Here is a 17,243-nt window from a genome sequence, read left to right on the forward strand (position 1 = left end):
TCACATCCGCGCGCGAGAACGAGATCCTGTCGGACTTGCCGAGAACGCGCAGTGAGAAGATCCTCCGGCAGGAGCCGCGTTCTGCGCGCGGAGACCGGCAGCGACGAGGCGTGACGACGGAAGGTGGGTGGGCGCGGTGCCCAGGACGACGGACGGCGACGGAGTACCCGTACCGCAGCGGCTGCTGGCTGCCGCCACCCGCCTCTTCGCCGGACAGGGCTACGACCGCACCTCGGTCCAGGAGATCGTCGAGGCGGCAGGCGTCACCAAGGGCGCGCTGTACCACTACTTCGGCTCCAAGGAGGATCTCCTCCAGGAGATCTACGCCCGGATGCTGCGCCTTCAGCAGGACCGCCTCGACGGCTTCGCCGACGCCGAGGCGCCGGTCGAGCGGCGGCTGCGCGACGCGGCGGCCGACGTCGTCGTCACGACCATCGAGAACCTGGACGACGCGGCGATCTTCCAGCGGTCCATGCACCAGCTGAGCCCCGAGAAGAACAAGCAGGTACGTGCCGAGCGGCGCCGCTACCACGAGCGCTTCCGCGCCCTGGTCGAGGAGGGGCAGGCGGCCGGTGTCTTCTCCACCGCCACGCCCGCCGACCTCGTCGTCGACTACCACTTCGGCTCGGTGCACCATCTGCCGACCTGGTACCGCGCGGACGGCCCGCTCACCCCGCAGGAGATCGCCGACCACCTCGCCGACCTGCTGCTACGCGCCTTGCGCCCATAACGCGCGCGTACCCGTCAGCCTTTCGGCCCGGACAGATACGGCTTCAACTCCCGCCGTGCCAGCGAACGCTGATGCACCTCGTCCGGCCCGTCCGCCAGCCGCAGCGTCCGCGCCCCGGCCCACAGCTCGGCCAGCGGAAAGTCCTGGCTGACCCCGCCCGCGCCATGCAACTGCACCGCCCGGTCGAGGATGTCGACGACCGTCCTCGGCGTCGCAATCTTGATGGCCTGGATCTCGGTGTGCGCGCCTTTGTTGCCGACCGTGTCCATCAGCCACGCCGTCTTCAGCACCAGCAGCCGCAGTTGCTCCACGGCGACCCGCGCGTCCGCGATCCACTCCTGCACGACACCCTGCTGGGCCAGCGGTTTGCCGAACGCGGTACGGGCCACCGCCCGCCGGCACATCAGCTCGATCGCCCGCTCGGCGACCCCGATCAGCCGCATGCAGTGATGGATACGGCCGGGCCCGAGCCGCGCCTGCGAGATCGCGAAGCCGCCGCCCTCCTCACCGATCAGGTTCGCCACCGGCACCCGCACCCGGTCGAAGACGACCTCCGCGTGCCCGCCGTGCCCGTGGTCCTCGTACCCGTACACCCGCATCGCGCGCCGCACCTCGACGCCCGGGGTGTCCCGGGGGACCAGGACCATCGACTGCTGGCGGCGGATGTCAGGGCCGTCCGGGTCGGTCTTGCCCATCACGATGAAGATCTCGCACCGAGGGTTCATCGCGCCGGAGATGTACCACTTGCGGCCCGAGACGACATACGCGTCACCGTCCCGCTCGATCCGCGTGGTGATGTTGGTCGCGTCGGACGAGGCCACCTCGGGCTCCGTCATCGCGAACGCCGACCGGATCTCGCCGTCGAGCAGCGGGCGCAGCCACTGCTTGCGCTGCGCCTCGGTGCCGAACTGCGCCAGCACCTCCATGTTGCCGGTGTCCGGGGCCGCGCAGTTCAGGGCGGTCGGGGCCAGGTCGGGCGAGCGGCCGGTGATCTCGGCGAGCGGCGCGTACTGGACGTTGGTCAGCCCGGCGCCGTACTCCGTGTCCGGCAGGAACAGGTTCCACAGCCCCTGCCGGCGGGCCTCGGCCTTCAACTCTTCCACGACCGCCGGGGTTTCCCACGGCGAGGCGAGCCGGGCGCGCTGCTCCCGCGCGACCTCCTCGGCCGGGTAGACGTACGCGTCCATGAACGCGAGGAGCCTGTCGCGGAGTTCCTCGGTCCGGGCGTCGAATGCGAAGTCCATGGGGGATCAGCCCTCCTGAAGGGTGGTCAGGGTGGTCAGGCCATGGTCGATGAAGACGGGCACCAGGGGCCCCATCCGGTCGAAGCCCGCGCCGACGGTCCGGCCCAGTGTGTAGCGGTAGTGGATGCCTTCGAGGATCACGGCGAGCTTGAACCAGGCGAACGCCGTGTACCAGGACACCGCCGAAACGTCCCGCCCCGAGCGCTCCGCGTACCGCTCGACCAGCTCGGCAGGGGACGGGTGTCCGGGCGCGGACGCCGTCGTGCTGATCGGCGAGTCCGGCACATCGAGCCGGGCGCTGTACATCGCAAGCAGGCCCAGGTCGGTCAGCGGGTCGCCGAGCGTCGACATCTCCCAGTCGAGCACCGCCGTGATCCGGTCGCCGTCGCCGAGCAGGACGTTGTCGAGGCGGTAGTCGCCGTGCACGACCGTCGGCGCGGGGGAGTGCGGCAGGGCGCGGCCGAGCGCCGCGTGCAGCTCGTCGATGCCGGGCAGCTCGCGGTTGCGGGACGCGTCGAGCTGCTTGCCCCAGCGGCGCAACTGCCGGTCGAGGAAGCCGTCGGGGCGCCCGAAGTCCGCGAGCCCGACGGCCGCCGGGTCCACCGCGTGCAGGTCGACCAGCGTGTCCACGAGGGCGAGAACGGCGGCCCTGGTCCGCTCGGCGCCCAGCGGGACGAGCTGGTCGGAGGTCCGGTAGGGCGTGCCGTCCACGAACTCCATCACGTAGAACGGCGCCCCGAGCACGTCCTCGTCCGCACAGAGCAGCAGCGTCTCCGGTACGGGGACGGCCGTGGGGTGCAGCGCCTCGATCACGCGGTGCTCGCGCCGCATGTCGTGCGCGGTGGCCAGCACATGGCCGAGCGGGGGACGGCGTACGACCCAGCGCGCGGTGCCGTCGGTCACGGCGTACGTGAGGTTCGACCGCCCGCCCTCGATCAGGCGCCCGGTCAGCGGACCGCTGAGCAGACCCGGCCGCGCATGGTCCAGATGGGCCCGCAGCCGATCGAGATCGAGCCCTGGTGGGTGGCCTGTGGGCATACGTACGTCACTCCCTCGCGTGTGAACTTTGGTCAACATCATGCCGACCAGTCGGTATGTACGTCCAGAGGGCAAAGAAGACCGCCGTACCCCGGCAGGGTAGGTGCCCTGGCGGGGTACGGCGGGATCCGTGACGGGTGCTTCGCGGGTGCTGGTGCCTAATGGTCGTCCCAGTGGCCGTTGTGCGCCGCGTGCCGGTGGCCCTCGTGGACGTAGTCGACGTGGTCCCCGTGGCGTACCGAGGGGTGCCCGCACCCTTCCCCGTGCTGGTGCTCGTGCCCCGCGTGCGTCGTGTGCCCCGACGGCTCGCACTCGTCCCAGTGCTGCGCGTGCCTGCGGTGCAGATGGCCGTCGTGGGCGTAGTCGACATGGTCCCCGTGCGGGACCTCGGGGTGGCCGCAGTCCGGGCCGTGCGTGTGCTCGTGGACGGGGTGCTCATGGTGGAGGGTGCTCATGAAGCTCACCTTCGGGGTGCGGGATCCGGTGCCGGCGCGGACGCGGAAGCGTGGGTCCCGGCGCGGGCACGGTGACGCGCCCAGCGTAGCCCGTAATGCCCGTTCTGTACGTGTATGGGATGCGGATGTGGAGGCGATACGCGGTCCCGGTCCTCTCGGTCCGTGGTCCCGGTCGCGGTCTCCTCAGAACACGACCGCCGCCGCGCACACCGCCAGGGCCACCGTGCAGACGGCCGCCGTCGCCGCGTACCGGGGGTTCAGCCGGGGCGGTCGCGCCGGGGCCCCGGCGAGCGCGACGATCCGCCGGTGGGCCACGGCCAGGATGCCCAGCCACACCAGGACGCACAGCCCGCTCGCGACCGCGCCCAACACGGTCGTCCCCTCGTGCAGGGCGGCCCGCGCCGCAAGGACCGTCGCCACGGTCGCCGACAGCGTCGTACGCCGCCACGCGAGCCGGGTCCGTTCGGGCTGGAGCCCCGGGTCGCGCTCCGGCGTGGTCATCCCGCCCAGCCCGCCAGGACGATCACGACCATCGCGAGCGCGACCACCGCGACGGCGATACCGAGCAGCGCCGGGAAGCGGGTCACCGGCAGGTCCTCGCCGCGCCGCATCGCGCGCTCGCAGCGCACCCAGTGGTTGATCGCGCGCAGCGAGCACAGGACGCCCGCCCCGAGCAGCGCGAGGGCGAGACCGGCGCGCCAGGCCCAGCGCAGGTCCGGCAGGAACTGGTCCACGGCGAAACCGCCGCCGATCAGGGCGAGCGCGGTACGCAGCCAGGCGAGGAACGTGCGCTCGTTGGCCAGCGAGAAACGGTAGTCGGGCGTGTCGCCCTCGTCCGCGATGCGCTGGGGCGCGAACCAGAGGCGCACGGACTGCCGGAAGTCGATCACGCGCGCACCCTACCCGTGGTTCCCGGGGCGGAACGCCTTCCACCGCTGGTACGCGGCGAGGCCGTCCGGCACCCACGGCCACTCGGTGAGCCGCCGCTCCACCTCGTCCCCGGTGAGGAAGGCGTGCCAGGCGACCTCCTCGACCTGAGGGCTGACGGGCCCCTCGCACCGCACCTCGTAGACGGCCGACCACCAGCTCTGCCCGCCGTCACCCTCGTAGAGGAACTTGAAGAGATACGTGGGCCTGGGCAGCCCCGTGACGCCCAGCTCCTCCTCGGCCTCGCGCAGCGCCGCGTCGTCGTAGGTCTCACCGGCACCGACGACCCCGCCGACGAACAGGTCGTACATCGAGGGGAACACCAGCTTGGTAGGCGTCCGCCGGTGCACGAACAGCCGCCCTTCGGCGTCGGTCGCCCGCACGAACACACACCGGTGCCGCAGCCCCCGCGCGTACACCTCCCCCCGGGGAGCCCGCCCCACCACCCGGTCGTCGGCGTCGACCACATCAAGCACTTCGTCCCGGACATCCATCCCTTGATCTTCGCAGGGAATTCCGGCCTTCAGGCCGGGCGGGGATGCGATCCTCGGCCCGGAGGCGCGCGGCGCCGGAGATCTCTGCGTCTTCGGGGTGACGGTCAGGCCGGTCGCTTCTGGTTCTCGATGTAGTCCTTGACGATGCTCAGTGGTGCGCCGCCGCAGGACGCCGCGAAGTAGGACGGGGACCAGAACACGGATCCCGTCCCGATCCGGTTGATCCGGCCGGTGTACTCCGCCCGCAGGTACCGGGAGCTGACGCCCTTGAGGGAGTTGACGAGTTTGGACAGGGCGACTTTCGGCGGGTAGTGCACGAGCAGATGCACATGGTCGCCTTCGCCGTTGAACTCCCGCAGCTCCGCGCCGAAGCTCTCACACACGTCCCGCATGATCGCTTCGCAGCGCGTCAGCATGTCGTCGTTGAAGACCTCCTGTCGGTACTTCGTGACAAACACCAAGTGCGCGTGGAGGTTGAAAACCACATGGTTTCCGCGTCTGATGTCGGGATCTGGTTCCCAGCGTGGTGACATACGCCAAGTGTAGTAGGATCGAGCGACCCGACCGGAGGGGGTGGGCTGGATGATCCGTGCGTACAAGTTCCTCCTGCGGCCCACCGTCCGCCAGGAGCAGGCGCTCGGCGAGATGCTGCGCGATCACTGCTCCCTCTACAACGGGGCATTGCAGGAACGCCGCGACGCCTGGCGGCACGTCTCGAAGACCGGCATCAAGTACGGGATGCAGTCCGCGCAGCTCAAGGAGGTCCGGGCGTTCGACCCGGAGCGTCAGGGCCGCTGGTCGTTCAGTTCACAGCAGGCCACCCTGCGCCGTCTCGACAAAGCGTTCGCCGCGTTCTTCCGCCGGGTCAAGTCCGGCGATGCCCCGGGCTACCCGCGCTTTCGCGGAGTGAACCGGTTCGACACGGTGGACTTCCCCAAAGACGGGGACGGCTGCCGCTGGAACTCCACCCCGCACGACCCCGCAACCCGCGTCCGCTTCCAGGGCGTCGGGCATGTGAAGGTCAACCAGCACCGCCCAGTGGCCGGCCACGTCAAGACCGTGTCGCTCAGGCGTGAGGGCCGGAAGTGGTTCGTCGTACTCACCGCCGAACAGGACCGGCCCGAACCGCTGCCCGCGACCGGCTCCGTGGCCGGGATCGATCTGGGCATCACGAACTTCCTCGCCGACTCGAACGGCGCCTTCGTGCCCAACCCGCGCCACGGCCGTCGTACGGCCGCGAAACTCAAGGCGGCGCAGCAGGCCCTGTCCCGCTTCCCGTGCCGCAAGGCCAAAGACCGCACCGCCGGCCACCGGCGCGCGGTGGAGAAGGTCGCCCAGCTCCACGGCAAGGTCCGGCGTCAGCGGCTCGACCACGCGCACAAGACCGCGCTGAGTCTTGTCCGCGCACACGACTTCATCGCGCACGAAGACCTCAAGATCCGCAACATGAACAAGGCCCCCGCACCCAGGCCCGACCCCGGCCGGGCAGGCGCGTTCCTGCCCAACGGGGCCGCCGCGAAAGCCGGGCTCAACAAGTCGATCAACGATGCCGGATGGGGGGTGTTCCTGACGATCCTGCACGCCAAGGCTGAAAGCGCCGGACGGGAAGTGATCGCCGTGAACCCCCGCAACACCTCCCGCACCTGCCCCGAATGCGGGCACACAGCGAAGGAGAACCGGCCCACACAGGAACAGTTCCACTGCCTCTCGTGCGGCCACACCGCGCACGCCGACACGGTGGGAGCCACCAACGTTCTACGGGCCGGGCTGGTCCGTCGCGACGCCAACCCGGCGTAACGAGAAGCCCCCGGCTCCAGCCGGGGGAGGAGTCACACCGCCATACAACCAGCGCAGCAGCAGCACCGCCCCCGCTCTCCGGCGCGGCGACAGGGGGTGGCCGTCCACCGCTCAGGTGGGAAATTCTTTCCGCCGCGGCGGTGCTCAGCCACGGCGTGGCATCCCGGCGGTGCCGAGCCTCCATCACCCCGCGAGGGCAGCTTTCCCGACGCAGTCGGGCGCTGGTCCGCCCCGGTCGAGCCGCCCGCCAGGGCAGCTCACGGCAGTTTCTGCCGGCGCAAAGCCTCGCCGTCCTCGACCGGCGCGGGGGCCGTCGACCCCCGGGGCATCGCCGGATGCATGCCGAGGAGCACGATGCCGCCGACGATCGCCGCGAGCCCCGCCGCCTCCCAGGCGAGGGCTCCGGCGTCCATACGGAGCTGGTCGCCGAGGAACCCCACGCCGCAGATGATCCCGGCCAGCGGCTGGGCGGCGGTCAGCGCGGGCAGGGACATCCGCAGCGGCGCCGTCTCGAAGGCGCTCTGCACAAGGATCAGCCCGGTCACCCCGAGCACCAGCACCCCGTACGGCTGCCACGACACGAGCAGGGAGGCGAGCCCGCTGTCCGAGAACCGCTGTCCGCTCACCCGGGTGAGGGCGTCCTGCACCCCGTAGAGCAGCCCGGCCGCCAGGGCGAGGAGGACCGGTCCCGCGCTCAGCCGCGACCGTTTCGCGAAGGTCGTCAGGAGCAGGGCGAGGCCGAGCATGATCCCGATGATCAGCCAGTGCCGCAGCGGATCCGTCACCGCCTCCCCGCCCTGCGGCTGCCCCGCCACGATGAACGCCGTGACACCCCCGGCGAGCAGCGCGAGCCCGGTCCACCCCTGCCGGCCCAGCGACTGTTTCGTCTGGTGGCGGGAGAGGGCGAGCGCGAAGAGCAGATTCGTCGCGAGCAGCGGCTCGACCAGCGACACCTGACCGTGCCCGAGTGCCAGCGCGCCCAGGACCATCCCGCACACCATCAGCCCGATCCCGCCCAGCCACCGCGGCACCTTCACCAGGTCGAGGAGCAGTCTCGGCGAGAGGAAGTCGCTGAGCGGGGCCTGCTGCGCGACGTTCTGCTGGAGCACGAAACCGAAGCCGAGACAGCAGGCGGCGCAGACGGCGAGGGTGAGAACGAGAACCGACACGCTGGGCACCTCATGACACCAGGGACTCACGACGGGCCGGGGGACAGGTACGCGATGTGACGACGACAGCCCCGGACACACAACAGCGCGATGAGTCCCCGTCACCGCGAGGTTGACGCCGGTCACCGTCTCCCGAAGGATCTGACTCACCAGTAACCCCAGTATCCCACCGGAGGCCGGGTCCGCCGGTGGACTTACGCGAGAAGAGGGACGGCACATGGCGTACGACGCTGATGTGATCGTGATCGGTGCGGGGCTCGCGGGGCTCGCGGCGACCGCCGAACTCGTCGACGCGGGCCGCAAGGTCGTCCTCATCGACCAGGAGCCCGAGCAGTCCATCGGCGGACAGGCGCACTGGTCGTTCGGTGGCCTCTTCTTCGTGGACTCCCCGGAACAGCGCCGGATGCGCATCAAGGACAGCCATGCGCTGGCCCTCCAGGACTGGATGGGCACGGCCGCCTTCGACCGCGACGAGGACCACTGGCCGCGGAAGTGGGCCGAGGCGTACGTCGACTTCGCCGCGGGCGAGAAACGGTCCTGGCTGCACGGCCAGGGCGTCCGCTTTTTCCCCGTCGTCGGCTGGGCCGAACGGGGCGGCTACGACGCGACGGGGCACGGCAACTCCGTCCCCCGCTTCCACATCACCTGGGGCACGGGGCCCGGTCTGGTCGCCCCCTTCGAGCGGCGGGTCAGGGACGGCGTCGCCCGGGGACTCGTCCAGTTCAAGTTCCGCCACCGCGTCACCGGCCTCAGCCGCTCCGGCGGCACCGTCGACACGGTGACCGGCGAGATCCTCCAGCCGTCGGGCGTGGAGCGCGGCAAGCCCAGCAGCCGCGCCGTCACCGGCTCCTTCGAACTCAGCGCCCAGGCCGTGATCGTCACGTCCGGCGGCATCGGCGGCAACCACGACCTGGTCCGCGCGAACTGGCCCGAACGCCTCGGCAGCCCCCCGGAGCGGATGGTCGCGGGCGTCCCCGCGCACGTCGACGGGCTGATGCTCGGCATCACCGAGGCGGCCGGCGCCCACCTCATCAACCGTGACCGCATGTGGCACTACACCGAGGGCCTGCACAACTGGAACCCGATCTGGGACAACCACGGCATCCGCATCCTGCCCGGACCGTCCTCGATCTGGCTGGACGCCCGGGGCAACCGGCTGCCCGTACCGCTGTTCCCCGGCTTCGACACCCTCGGCACCCTCGACCACATCATGAAGACCGGGTACGACTACACGTGGTTCGTGCTGAACCAGCGGATCATCGGCAAGGAGTTCACGCTCAGCGGCTCCGAGCAGAACCCCGACCTGACCGGCAAGTCCGTACGCGGCGTCATCGACCGGGCCCGCGCCGACGTGCCCGCCCCCGTGAAGGCGTTCATGGACCACGGCGTGGACTTCGTCGTCGAACGGGACCTCGGCGCCCTCGTGCGCGGGATGAACGCCCTCACCAAGGACTCCCTCATCGACGAGGCCGCGCTGCGCCGCACCTTGACCGCGCGCGACCGTGAGATCACCAACCCGTTCACCAAGGACCTCCAGGTGATGGCGGTCCGCTCCACCCGGAAGTTCCTCGGCGACCGGCTCATCCGCACCGCGGCCCCGCACCGCGTCCTCGACCCGAAGGCAGGGCCGCTCATCGCCGTACGCCTCAACATCCTCACCCGCAAGTCGCTCGGCGGCCTGGAGACCGACCTGTCGTCGCGCGTGCTCACCGAGAGCGGCGAACCGCTGGGCGGTGTGTACGCGGCCGGGGAGGCGGCGGGCTTCGGCGGCGGCGGTGTGCACGGCTACCGCTCCCTGGAGGGGACCTTCCTTGGCGGCTGTCTTTTCTCCGGCCGTACGGCGGGCCGCGCGGCGGCGAAGGCCGTCGGCTGACCCGGCGATCGGACCGCGTGGAATCCAGGCGGCGCGCCGGGGCCTTCACGGAAAACACACCCTGTTTGTCGGAAGTTTGCCCAGCACTCGGGAGCAAGAGCGCACCGATCGGACAACTCGCCCGTACCGCACGTGAGTTGACACGAGTACGTCACACGGTGGCCCTTGACGCGCGGTGCGCCTGACCGATGAGATGTGGGCGATCATTCGCCCAAGAGCCGCATCGGGGAGGAAGTCCGGCGGTGACCCCACCCCCACCTCCCCTGGGCCGTTCGCGCAGGCGCGGCGCGCCGGTCTTCGACGTCGCACTCGACGACGCCCCCCTGGCCACCGCCCGCACCGCGCTCGCCCAGGGCCGCTGGAGCGTCGTGCGCTCCCTCCTCGCCGACACCGGCGACGACTGGGACCGCCGGGGCCACCGCGTCACCGGGCTCGCCCAGGAGTCCACGACCGCCGCGTGGGCCCGCGACTGGCGCCTCGCCGAACCCGAGTCCGCGGACGCCGCGGCCCTCCTCGCCTGCGCCACCGTCCACCGCGCGCTGCACGGCAAGGACCGCCCCGACGCGGCCCGTTCGGCCTGCCGCACCGCCGCCGCGCTCGCCCCCGCCGACCCGACGCCCTGGCTCGGCCTGCTGATCCTGGAACGTTCGGCGGGCACCGAGGAGGACGTCGTGCGGCTCTTCGACGAGGTCCGTCACCGGCACCCCGAGCATCACCACGCCCACCATCTGATGGTCGCCCGGCTCGCCGAGCGCCGGGCCGACGCCGGGCAGGACCCGATGCACGAGGTCTACGACTTCGCGTCCTGGGCCGCCGAACAGGCGCCCGCGGACTCGCCGCTGGCGGTCCTGCCGGTCGTCGCGCATGCCGAGCGCTACCGCGTGCTCGCCGCCGCCGGAGCCGAGTCCGCCGACCCCGTGGCGTCCGGGCACTGGGTCGGCCGGCGCGCCCGGCAGGTCATGAAGGCCGCGTTCGACTGGTGGCTGGAGTGGGAGCGCGACGACCACCCGCGCAACCGCGTCGACCTCAACTTCCTCACCCACGCGAAGTTCTGCGGAGGCAGGCCCGCCGAGGCCGCCGCCCTGTTCCACCGCATCGGCCCGCACGCGACCCCGGCGCCCTGGTCCTACCCGGACCGGGACCCGGCGGAGGCGTTCCGCGCGGCACGCGGCGCCGCACTCGGCAACCACTGAAGCGGCACCCACGAACAGCACCAAGCACGACGGCACCACGGCACGACTCGGCACCTCGGCACGACCCGTACGGACCACCGATCCAGCACGCGAAAGGACGACCCCGCCATGAAGACGGGCAGTTCGAGCACGAGCGACGCAAGACCCGGAACCGGCGCGGAGGCCGGCGGGATCAGCACCTTCAAGGGCCAGGAACGCGCGCTCCGCGCCGACCGGCTCGGCACGGCGGGCCTCCTCCTGTCGGTGCTCGCCGCGACCGGCCCGCTCATGGTCGTCGCCGGTGTCATGCCCACCACATTCGGGGTGATGGGCATCGTCGGCCAGCCCCTGATCTTCGTAATCCTCGGTGTCGTCCTGGCCCTCTTCAGCTTCGGCTACGCGGAGATGAGCCGGCACGTCCACAACGCGGGCGCCTTCTACGCGTACATCTCCCGGGGCCTGGGCGGCACGGCGGGCGCGGGCGCCGCGATGGTCGCGCTCGTCGCGTACAGCGCGCTGCACATCGGGATCTACGGCATCCTCGGCTTCGAGGTCTCCGGGCTCTTCGCCACCTATCTGGAGATCGACCTCGCCTGGTGGATACCGGCCCTGGTCGCCCTCGCCGCCGTCGGCGTCCTGGCCTGGCTGAAGATCGACGTCAACGCGCGCGTGCTCGGTGTGCTGCTGCTGATCGAGGTGGCGCTCGTCGTCATCTTCGATGTCGTGGCCGTCGCCGATCCGGCGAAGGAGGGCCTGTCCCTGCACGCGTTCAACCCGGAGACCCTGACCGGCGCGGGCGTCGGTACCGCCCTGTGCTTCTGCGTCGCGGCCTTCCTCGGCTTCGAACAGGCGCCCGTCTACGCGGAGGAGACGAGCCGTCCGCAGGTCGTCGTGGCCCGGGTGATGTTCCTCGCCGTCGGCTTCGTCGCCGTCTTCTTCGCGGTGAGCAGTTGGGCCCTGACCGTGGCCGCGGGACCGAACGGGATCGTGCCCGCCGCCCAGAAGGAGAGCGCCGGGCTGCTGTTCTCCCTCACCGAGAGCCGAGTGGGCGCCACCTTCACGGACGTCCTGCACGTCCTCTTCGTCACCGGCATGTTCGCCGCGGTGCTCAGCTTCCACAACGTCGTCGCCCGCTACACCTTCGCGATGGGCCGCGAAGGGCTGCTGCCGGCCACCTTCGGCCGTACCAACAGCGCCAGCGGCGCCCCCGGCACCGGTTCGCTGCTCCAGACCGTCGTCTCGGCGGTGGTGATCATCGCGTTCGCGATCGCCGACGGCAAGCCGGTCGGGGATCCGACGGCGCCCGTGCTGCACCTGTTCACCTGGATGGGCAACGTCGGCGCGTTCGGCGTGATCCTGCTGATGGCCGCCGCCTCGCTCGCGGTGATCGTCTTCTTCGTGCGGCGCGGCGCCGCCCGCGCGCAGGCGTGGCGCCTCACCGCGTCGGCCGTCGCCGGAATCGCGCTCCTGGTCATCGCGGGCTACACCGTCAAGGACTTCGACGTCCTCGTCGCCTCGGGCCCCGGCTCCGCCCTGAACTGGATGCTGCCCGGCATCATCGTGCTCGCCGCCGTCGCCGGTCTGGTCCTGGGCGCGGTACTGAAGGCCAGGAAGCCGGAGGCGCACGCCCGGATCGGGCTCGGGAACGAGGCGTTCCAGTTGGAGAAGCTGGAGAAGCTGGAGAAGCTGGAGAAGCTGGAGAAGGCGGCCGAGGTGGGCGACTGATCCGGCGGGCCGGAATCTTCGAAGGCCGGCGCGAACTGTGACGGAACGCTGACGAGCTCCCGCGGACCCTGGCATCCGGGCCCCGCGGGTGCTCGAATCATGAGGTGACCACCGACCGCCGCACGACGCCTGATCCCCCCGAGCCCCCCGAACCCGAGGAGTCCGGCACCCCCGTCGGCCGCCGTGTCGTCCTCGGCATGCTCGGCGCCGGAGCCCTCGGGGTGGCCGCTGCGCCCGTACTCCAGCGCGGTCTTGAGGGGTTCCTCGGCGCGGCGGCCGACAAGGACCCCACGGGCCTGACCGGACTGCTGCCCAACGGCGGCGGCTTCCGCTACTACTCGGTCACCGCGTCCGTCCCCCGCAAGGGCCCCGCCGACTACCGCCTCACCGTCGACGGACTGGTCGACCACCCCACGACGTACACGCTCGCCGGACTCGGCGCCCTGCCGCAGACCCGGCTCGTGCGGGACGTCCAGTGCGTCACCGGCTGGCGGGTCCCCGGCACCCCCTTCGAAGGGGTGCGCCTGTCGCGGCTCCTCGACGCGGCCGGGGTCCGGCCGACGGCACGCGCGGTGCGGTTCCGCTGCTTCGACGGCACGTACACGGAGAGTCTGACGCTCGACCAGGCGCGCCGCGCCGACGTCCTGGTGGCCCTGCGGATGCAGGACAAGCCGCTGGGCCACGCGCACGGCGGCCCGGTCCGGCTCTATGTCGCGCCGATGTACTTCTACAAGTCCGCGAAGTGGCTGTCCGGCATCACCCTCACCGACCGGGTGCGGCCCGGCTACTGGGAGGAGCGGGGCTACGACGTGGACGCCTGGGTCGGCCGCTCGAACGGACGCGACGATGCCCCCACCACCTGACACCCTCGCCGAAGCGGCGCCCACCGCCCGCGTACGCCGCTTCACGCCCGCCGAACGCTGGGTGCACCGCACGACGGCGGCTCTCATGGGCGTGTGCGTGCTCACCGCGGCCTGTCTGTACGTGCCGCAGCTCGCCGAACTCGTCGGCCGCCGCTTCCTCGTGGTCACCCTCCACGAGTGGTCCGGCCTGCTGTTGCCCGTGCCCGCGCTGCTCGGGCTCGCGTCCCGCGCCTTCCGCGCCGACCTGCGGCTGCTCAACCGCTTCGGACCCCACGACCGGCGCTGGCTGCGCGCCGCCCTGCGCCGCGACAAGAACCCGGCCGCCCGGCCCGCCGGCAAGTTCAACGCAGGGCAGAAGACGTACGCCGCATGGATCGCCGGAGCCGTCCTCGTGATGCTCGGCACCGGGCTGCTCATGTGGTTCACGCGTCTCGCGCCGCTGGTGTGGCGGACCGGGGCGACCTTCGTCCACGACTGGCTCGCCCTCGCGATCGGCATCGTCGTCGCCGGACACATCGGGATGGCCGTCCGCGACCCGGAGGCCCGCCGGGGCCTGCGCACCGGGTCGGTCAGCCGCGAATGGGCGGAGCGGGAACACCGGCACTGGCGGGGGTGACGTACAACGCCCACGGCCCCCGCCCACCGCTCACCGTGCGCCTACCAGGCGAACGCCTCGGGCGCCGGGCCCGGCCCGGGGAAGATCTCGTCCAGGGAGGCCAGCAGTTCGGCGGACAGCTCCAGTTCCACGGCCCGCAGCGCCGACTCCAACTGCTCCCCGGTGCGCGGCCCGACGATGGGACCGGTGACCCCCGGCCGGGTCAGCAGCCAGGCCAGCGCCACCTCACCGGGCTCCAGACCGTGCTTCTCCAGCAGATCCTCGTACGCCTGTACGCGGGCCCGGACCGCCGGGTCGGCGAGCCCGGCCGCCGAGCGCCCGGTCTTCGTCCGCGAACCGCTGTTCTCGCGCTCCTTGCGCAACGCGCCGCCGAGCAGGCCCTGATGGAGCGGCGACCAGGGGACGACCCCGAGGCCGTACTCCTCGGCGGCCGGAAGGACGTCCATCTCGGCCCGGCGCTCGGCCAGGTTGTACAGGCACTGTTCGGAGACCAGTCCCACGCGGCCGATGCGGGCGGCGATCTCGTTGGCGCGCGCGATGTGGAAGCCGGCGAAGTTGCTCGACCCGGCGTAGAGGATCTTCCCCTGCCGGATCAGGACGTCGACCGCCTGCCAGATCTCCTCGAACGGGGTGGCCCGGTCGACATGGTGGAACTGGTAGAGGTCGATGTGGTCCGTGCCGAGCCGCTTCAGACTGGCGTCCACCGCGCGGCGGATGTTGAGCGCGCTGAGGTGGTCGTGGTTGGGCCACGACTGCTGGTGCCACGGGGTGCCGTCGTTGGTCATGTTCCCGTAGCCCTTGGTGGCGAGCACGATCTTGTCGCGGCGGCCTCCGCCCTGGGCGAGCCAGGACCCGATGACCTTCTCCGTGAGCCCCTTGTCCTCGTCGACGCCGTAGATATCGGCGGTGTCGAAGAAGTTGATACCGGCGTCCAGCGCGGCATCCATCATCCGGTGGCTGTCGGCCTCACTGGCCTCGCTCCCGAAATTCATGGTGCCGAGCACGAGCCGACTGACCTTGACCCCGGTACGTCCGAGCTGCGTGAACTTCATGACACCCCAGCCAACGTCTTCGAGCGCACTCGTAGCAAGAGCGGTCGTCGGGGCGGGGCTGTTTTTCTCAGCCGCCGAAGTCCAACAGGACCTTGCAGGACCGGGAGCGGTCCGCCGCCAGTTCGAAGGCGCGGGGGGCCTCCGCCAGCGGGGTCACTTCGCTGATCAGGGCGTCGAAGCGGGGGTCCGACGCCAGGAGCGTCAGGGCCTGGTCGAACTCGGTGTCGAAGCGGAACGCGCCCCGGAGTTCGATCTCGCGGCTCACCACCAGGTTGCCCGCGAAGGGGCTCTCACCGGGCGGCAGCATGCCGAGCTGGACCACGGTCCCACCCCGCCGCACCCGGCGCAGACAGGAGTCGAGCCCGGCGGCCACCCCCGACGCCTCGACGGCCGCGTCCACCTCGTCCGGCCACCCGGCGTCGTCCGGATCGTCGGCCCGTACGAGGGTGTCGGCGCCCGCGAGAGCCGCGTACCGCAGGGCCTCCGGCAGGAGATCCGTCACCGTGACCCGCGCCGCGCCCGCCGCCTTCGCCGCCGCGACGACGAGACAGCCGATCGGACCCGCACCCGTCACCAGCACATGACGCCCCGCCACATCGCCCGCCCTGCGCACCGCGTGCAGCGCCACCGACAGCGGCTCCGCCAGTGCGGCCCGCCGCAGCGGCAGCCCGGCGGGCAGCGCCCGCAGCTGATCGGCCGGGACGGTGATCTCGGCCGCGAACCCGCCCTGGACATGCGGCATACGGGCCGCGCTGCCCAGATAGCGGGTGTCCCGGCACACATGCCGCCGTCCGTCCGCGCACTCGGGACACACCCCGCAGGGCGTCGCCGGATGCACGGCCACCTCGGTACCCGGTACGGGACCCCCGAATCCGGCGCCGACCCCGTCTCCGTATCCCACGACCGTGCCCACCACTTCGTGCCCGAGCACCATCGGCTCCCGCAGCCGGAAGTCGCCGACGCCGCCGTGCCGCCAGTAGTGCAGATCGGAGCCACACACCCCGCCGTAGCGGACGGCGACCAGGGCCTGACCGGGGCCCGGCAGGGGCCGGGGGTGTTCCTGCACGCGCAGATCGCCCGCGCCGTGGATCACACATGCACGCATGGTGGCCTCGTCTCCTGTTCTCGTGGCGACAGCGTTCGACGTGCTCACAGCACGCTCGTCATGCCGCCGTCGACGTACAGCACCTGACCGCTCACGAAGTCCGCGGCCGGCGACGCGAGGAACAGCACCCCGCCGACCAGGTCATCCGTACGGCCCCAGCGCCCGGCGGGGGTGCGGCGGCGCACCCAGGCGCTGAACTCCTCGTCCTCGACGAGCGGCCGGGTCAGCTCGGTCTCGATGTAGCCGGGGCCGAGCCCGTTGACCTGCACCCCCTGCGGACCCCAGTCCGCGCACATGCCCTTGGTCAGCATCTTCAGCGCGCCCTTGGTGGCGGCGTACGGCGCGATGCCCGGCCGTACCACCTCGCTCTGGAGCGAGCAGATGTTGACGATCTTCCCGTGGCCCCGCGCGGTCATGAACCGCGCCGCCTCACGGCCCACGAGGAACGCGCTGGTGAGGTTGGTGTCCAGGATCCGGTGCCAGTCGGCGTCCCCGAACTCCAGGAGCGGGGCGCGCAGTTGCATGCCCGCGTTGTTGACGAGGATGTCGAGCGGGCCCACCCGCTCCTCGACGTCCGCGATCCCGGCGGCGACCGAAGGGCCGTCGGTGACGTCGAACGCCGCCGTGCGGACCGCCCCGGCGGCCGTCCCGTTCAGCGCCGACTTCAGTGCCGAATTCAGCGCCGACGCGGCGTCCTTGAGCGTGGTCTCGTCGCGTCCGTTGAGGACGACCGTGCAGCCGGCCTCGGCGAGGCCGCGCGCCAGCGCGAACCCGATGCCCCGGCTCGACCCGGTCACCAGCGCCGTACGCCCGGAGATGTCGAAGAGCGGATGTGCCGTCATGACTCGTTCACCTCTCGCGATTCACCGGATGGTCATGGGCTAGATGCAACGCCGTTCAGTTAAGGGCGGGGGTTGTTCGTCAAGGCTGGTGAACGAGGCAGCGGAGCTGCTGTAGAAGAGGTTTGTCCTCCAAGACATCCT

Annotated in this window: 18 protein-coding genes; 7 read left to right on the top strand and 11 right to left on the bottom strand. The window is 71.4% G+C overall.

The features are described 5' to 3' along the window. Positions 1-136: 136 nt before the first annotated feature. Positions 137-730, top strand: coding sequence for a TetR/AcrR family transcriptional regulator (locus tag ACIQNU_RS36405; protein WP_401374713.1), 594 nt, complete (start codon positions 137-139; stop codon positions 728-730). 14 nt (positions 731-744) lie between these two features. Here the strand turns inward: ACIQNU_RS36405 and ACIQNU_RS36410 are convergent, their stop codons facing one another. From ACIQNU_RS36410 to tnpA, 7 genes are all read right to left on the bottom strand, one after another. After that, the gene (locus tag ACIQNU_RS36410; RefSeq protein ID WP_401374715.1) at positions 745-1,974 is read right to left on the bottom strand and encodes an acyl-CoA dehydrogenase family protein; all 1,230 of its coding nucleotides are present in this window, start codon (positions 1,972-1,974) and stop codon (positions 745-747) included. Between the two features lie 6 nt (positions 1,975-1,980). Next, entirely contained in the window at positions 1,981-3,012 is a 1,032-nt protein-coding gene (locus ACIQNU_RS36415; protein WP_401374717.1) for a phosphotransferase family protein, read from the bottom strand. 158 nt (positions 3,013-3,170) lie between these two features. Next, positions 3,171-3,467, bottom strand: coding sequence for a hypothetical protein (locus ACIQNU_RS36420; RefSeq protein WP_401374720.1), 297 nt, complete (start codon positions 3,465-3,467; stop codon positions 3,171-3,173). A gap of 183 nt (positions 3,468-3,650) precedes the next feature. After that, complete coding sequence (locus tag ACIQNU_RS36425; RefSeq protein WP_401374723.1) at positions 3,651-3,968, bottom strand: DUF202 domain-containing protein; 318 nt, start codon at positions 3,966-3,968, stop codon at positions 3,651-3,653. After that, positions 3,965-4,357 (bottom strand): YidH family protein, encoded by a 393-nt coding sequence (locus tag ACIQNU_RS36430; RefSeq protein WP_401374726.1) that lies wholly within the window; start codon positions 4,355-4,357, stop codon positions 3,965-3,967. Before ACIQNU_RS36430 ends, ACIQNU_RS36425 begins: the two co-directional genes overlap by 4 nt. A gap of 9 nt (positions 4,358-4,366) precedes the next feature. Next, positions 4,367-4,888, bottom strand: a complete 522-nt coding sequence (locus ACIQNU_RS36435; protein WP_401374728.1) for an NUDIX hydrolase — start codon at positions 4,886-4,888, stop codon at positions 4,367-4,369. A gap of 104 nt (positions 4,889-4,992) precedes the next feature. Beyond that, positions 4,993-5,421 carry an IS200/IS605 family transposase gene (tnpA, locus tag ACIQNU_RS36440; protein WP_401374730.1) on the bottom strand — a complete coding sequence of 143 codons (429 nt, stop codon included), beginning with the start codon at positions 5,419-5,421 and terminating at the stop codon, positions 4,993-4,995. Between the two features lie 49 nt (positions 5,422-5,470). Between tnpA and ACIQNU_RS36445 the strand changes: the two genes are divergently transcribed. Continuing rightward, entirely contained in the window at positions 5,471-6,685 is a 1,215-nt protein-coding gene (locus ACIQNU_RS36445; protein WP_401374731.1) for an RNA-guided endonuclease InsQ/TnpB family protein, read from the top strand. A gap of 257 nt (positions 6,686-6,942) precedes the next feature. Here ACIQNU_RS36445 and ACIQNU_RS36450 read toward each other — a convergent pair whose 3' ends face one another. Further along, on the bottom strand, positions 6,943-7,854 hold the full coding sequence (locus ACIQNU_RS36450; protein ID WP_401374734.1) for a DMT family transporter: 912 nt from the start codon (positions 7,852-7,854) through the stop codon (positions 6,943-6,945). Between the two features lie 217 nt (positions 7,855-8,071). On the opposite strand from ACIQNU_RS36450, the gene ACIQNU_RS36455 reads away from it, so the two are divergent. The 5 genes from ACIQNU_RS36455 (at position 8,072) to ACIQNU_RS36475 (ending at position 14,103) form a co-directional block, all read left to right on the top strand. Continuing rightward, positions 8,072-9,727 carry an FAD-binding dehydrogenase gene (locus ACIQNU_RS36455; RefSeq protein ID WP_401374737.1) on the top strand — a complete coding sequence of 552 codons (1,656 nt, stop codon included), beginning with the start codon at positions 8,072-8,074 and terminating at the stop codon, positions 9,725-9,727. 242 nt (positions 9,728-9,969) lie between these two features. After that, entirely contained in the window at positions 9,970-10,920 is a 951-nt protein-coding gene (locus ACIQNU_RS36460) for a hypothetical protein (RefSeq protein WP_401374740.1), read from the top strand. A gap of 108 nt (positions 10,921-11,028) precedes the next feature. After that, positions 11,029-12,624, top strand: coding sequence for an APC family permease (locus tag ACIQNU_RS36465; RefSeq protein ID WP_401374742.1), 1,596 nt, complete (start codon positions 11,029-11,031; stop codon positions 12,622-12,624). A 197-nt stretch (positions 12,625-12,821) separates the two neighbouring features. Beyond that, entirely contained in the window at positions 12,822-13,487 is a 666-nt protein-coding gene (locus ACIQNU_RS36470) for a molybdopterin-dependent oxidoreductase (RefSeq protein ID WP_401374763.1), read from the top strand. Beyond that, positions 13,471-14,103, top strand: a complete 633-nt coding sequence (locus tag ACIQNU_RS36475) for a cytochrome b/b6 domain-containing protein (protein ID WP_401374745.1) — start codon at positions 13,471-13,473, stop codon at positions 14,101-14,103. Before ACIQNU_RS36470 ends, ACIQNU_RS36475 begins: the two co-directional genes overlap by 17 nt. A 41-nt stretch (positions 14,104-14,144) precedes the next feature. On the opposite strand, the gene ACIQNU_RS36480 is transcribed toward ACIQNU_RS36475, so the two are convergent. The 3 genes from ACIQNU_RS36480 to ACIQNU_RS36490 form a co-directional block, all read right to left on the bottom strand. Beyond that, a complete protein-coding gene (locus ACIQNU_RS36480) occupies positions 14,145-15,155 on the bottom strand; it encodes an aldo/keto reductase (RefSeq protein ID WP_401374747.1) in 1,011 nt (336 codons plus the stop codon). Positions 15,156-15,222: 67 nt separating this feature from the next. Further along, positions 15,223-16,260 (bottom strand): L-idonate 5-dehydrogenase, encoded by a 1,038-nt coding sequence (locus ACIQNU_RS36485; protein WP_401374750.1) that lies wholly within the window; start codon positions 16,258-16,260, stop codon positions 15,223-15,225. 44 nt (positions 16,261-16,304) lie between these two features. Further along, positions 16,305-17,102, bottom strand: a complete 798-nt coding sequence (locus ACIQNU_RS36490; protein WP_401374752.1) for an SDR family oxidoreductase — start codon at positions 17,100-17,102, stop codon at positions 16,305-16,307. Positions 17,103-17,243: the final 141 nt, after the last annotated feature.

Origin of the sequence: Streptomyces sp. NPDC091292, from assembly GCF_044757265.1 — a bacterium.
Taxonomy (GTDB): Bacteria; Actinomycetota; Actinomycetes; order Streptomycetales; family Streptomycetaceae; genus Streptomyces.

Bases quoted from the DNA above. Each gene is read 5' to 3' on its own strand.
- ACIQNU_RS36410 (WP_401374715.1), bottom strand. From the start codon at position 1,974: ATGGACTTCGCATTCGACGCCCGGACCGAGGAACTCCGCGACAGGCTC.
- ACIQNU_RS36415 (WP_401374717.1), bottom strand. From the start codon at position 3,012: ATGCCCACAGGCCACCCACCAGGGCTCGATCTCGATCGGCTGCGGGCC.
- ACIQNU_RS36420 (WP_401374720.1), bottom strand. From the start codon at position 3,467: ATGAGCACCCTCCACCATGAGCACCCCGTCCACGAGCACACGCACGGC.
- ACIQNU_RS36425 (WP_401374723.1), bottom strand. From the start codon at position 3,968: ATGACCACGCCGGAGCGCGACCCGGGGCTCCAGCCCGAACGGACCCGG.
- ACIQNU_RS36435 (WP_401374728.1), bottom strand. From the start codon at position 4,888: ATGGATGTCCGGGACGAAGTGCTTGATGTGGTCGACGCCGACGACCGG.
- tnpA (WP_401374730.1), bottom strand. From the start codon at position 5,421: ATGTCACCACGCTGGGAACCAGATCCCGACATCAGACGCGGAAACCAT.
- ACIQNU_RS36445 (WP_401374731.1), top strand. From the start codon at position 5,471: ATGATCCGTGCGTACAAGTTCCTCCTGCGGCCCACCGTCCGCCAGGAG.
- ACIQNU_RS36455 (WP_401374737.1), top strand. From the start codon at position 8,072: ATGGCGTACGACGCTGATGTGATCGTGATCGGTGCGGGGCTCGCGGGG.
- ACIQNU_RS36465 (WP_401374742.1), top strand. From the start codon at position 11,029: ATGAAGACGGGCAGTTCGAGCACGAGCGACGCAAGACCCGGAACCGGC.
- ACIQNU_RS36470 (WP_401374763.1), top strand. From the start codon at position 12,822: ATGCTCGGCGCCGGAGCCCTCGGGGTGGCCGCTGCGCCCGTACTCCAG.
- ACIQNU_RS36475 (WP_401374745.1), top strand. From the start codon at position 13,471: ATGCCCCCACCACCTGACACCCTCGCCGAAGCGGCGCCCACCGCCCGC.
- ACIQNU_RS36480 (WP_401374747.1), bottom strand. From the start codon at position 15,155: ATGAAGTTCACGCAGCTCGGACGTACCGGGGTCAAGGTCAGTCGGCTC.
- ACIQNU_RS36485 (WP_401374750.1), bottom strand. From the start codon at position 16,260: ATGCGTGCATGTGTGATCCACGGCGCGGGCGATCTGCGCGTGCAGGAA.
- ACIQNU_RS36490 (WP_401374752.1), bottom strand. From the start codon at position 17,102: ATGACGGCACATCCGCTCTTCGACATCTCCGGGCGTACGGCGCTGGTG.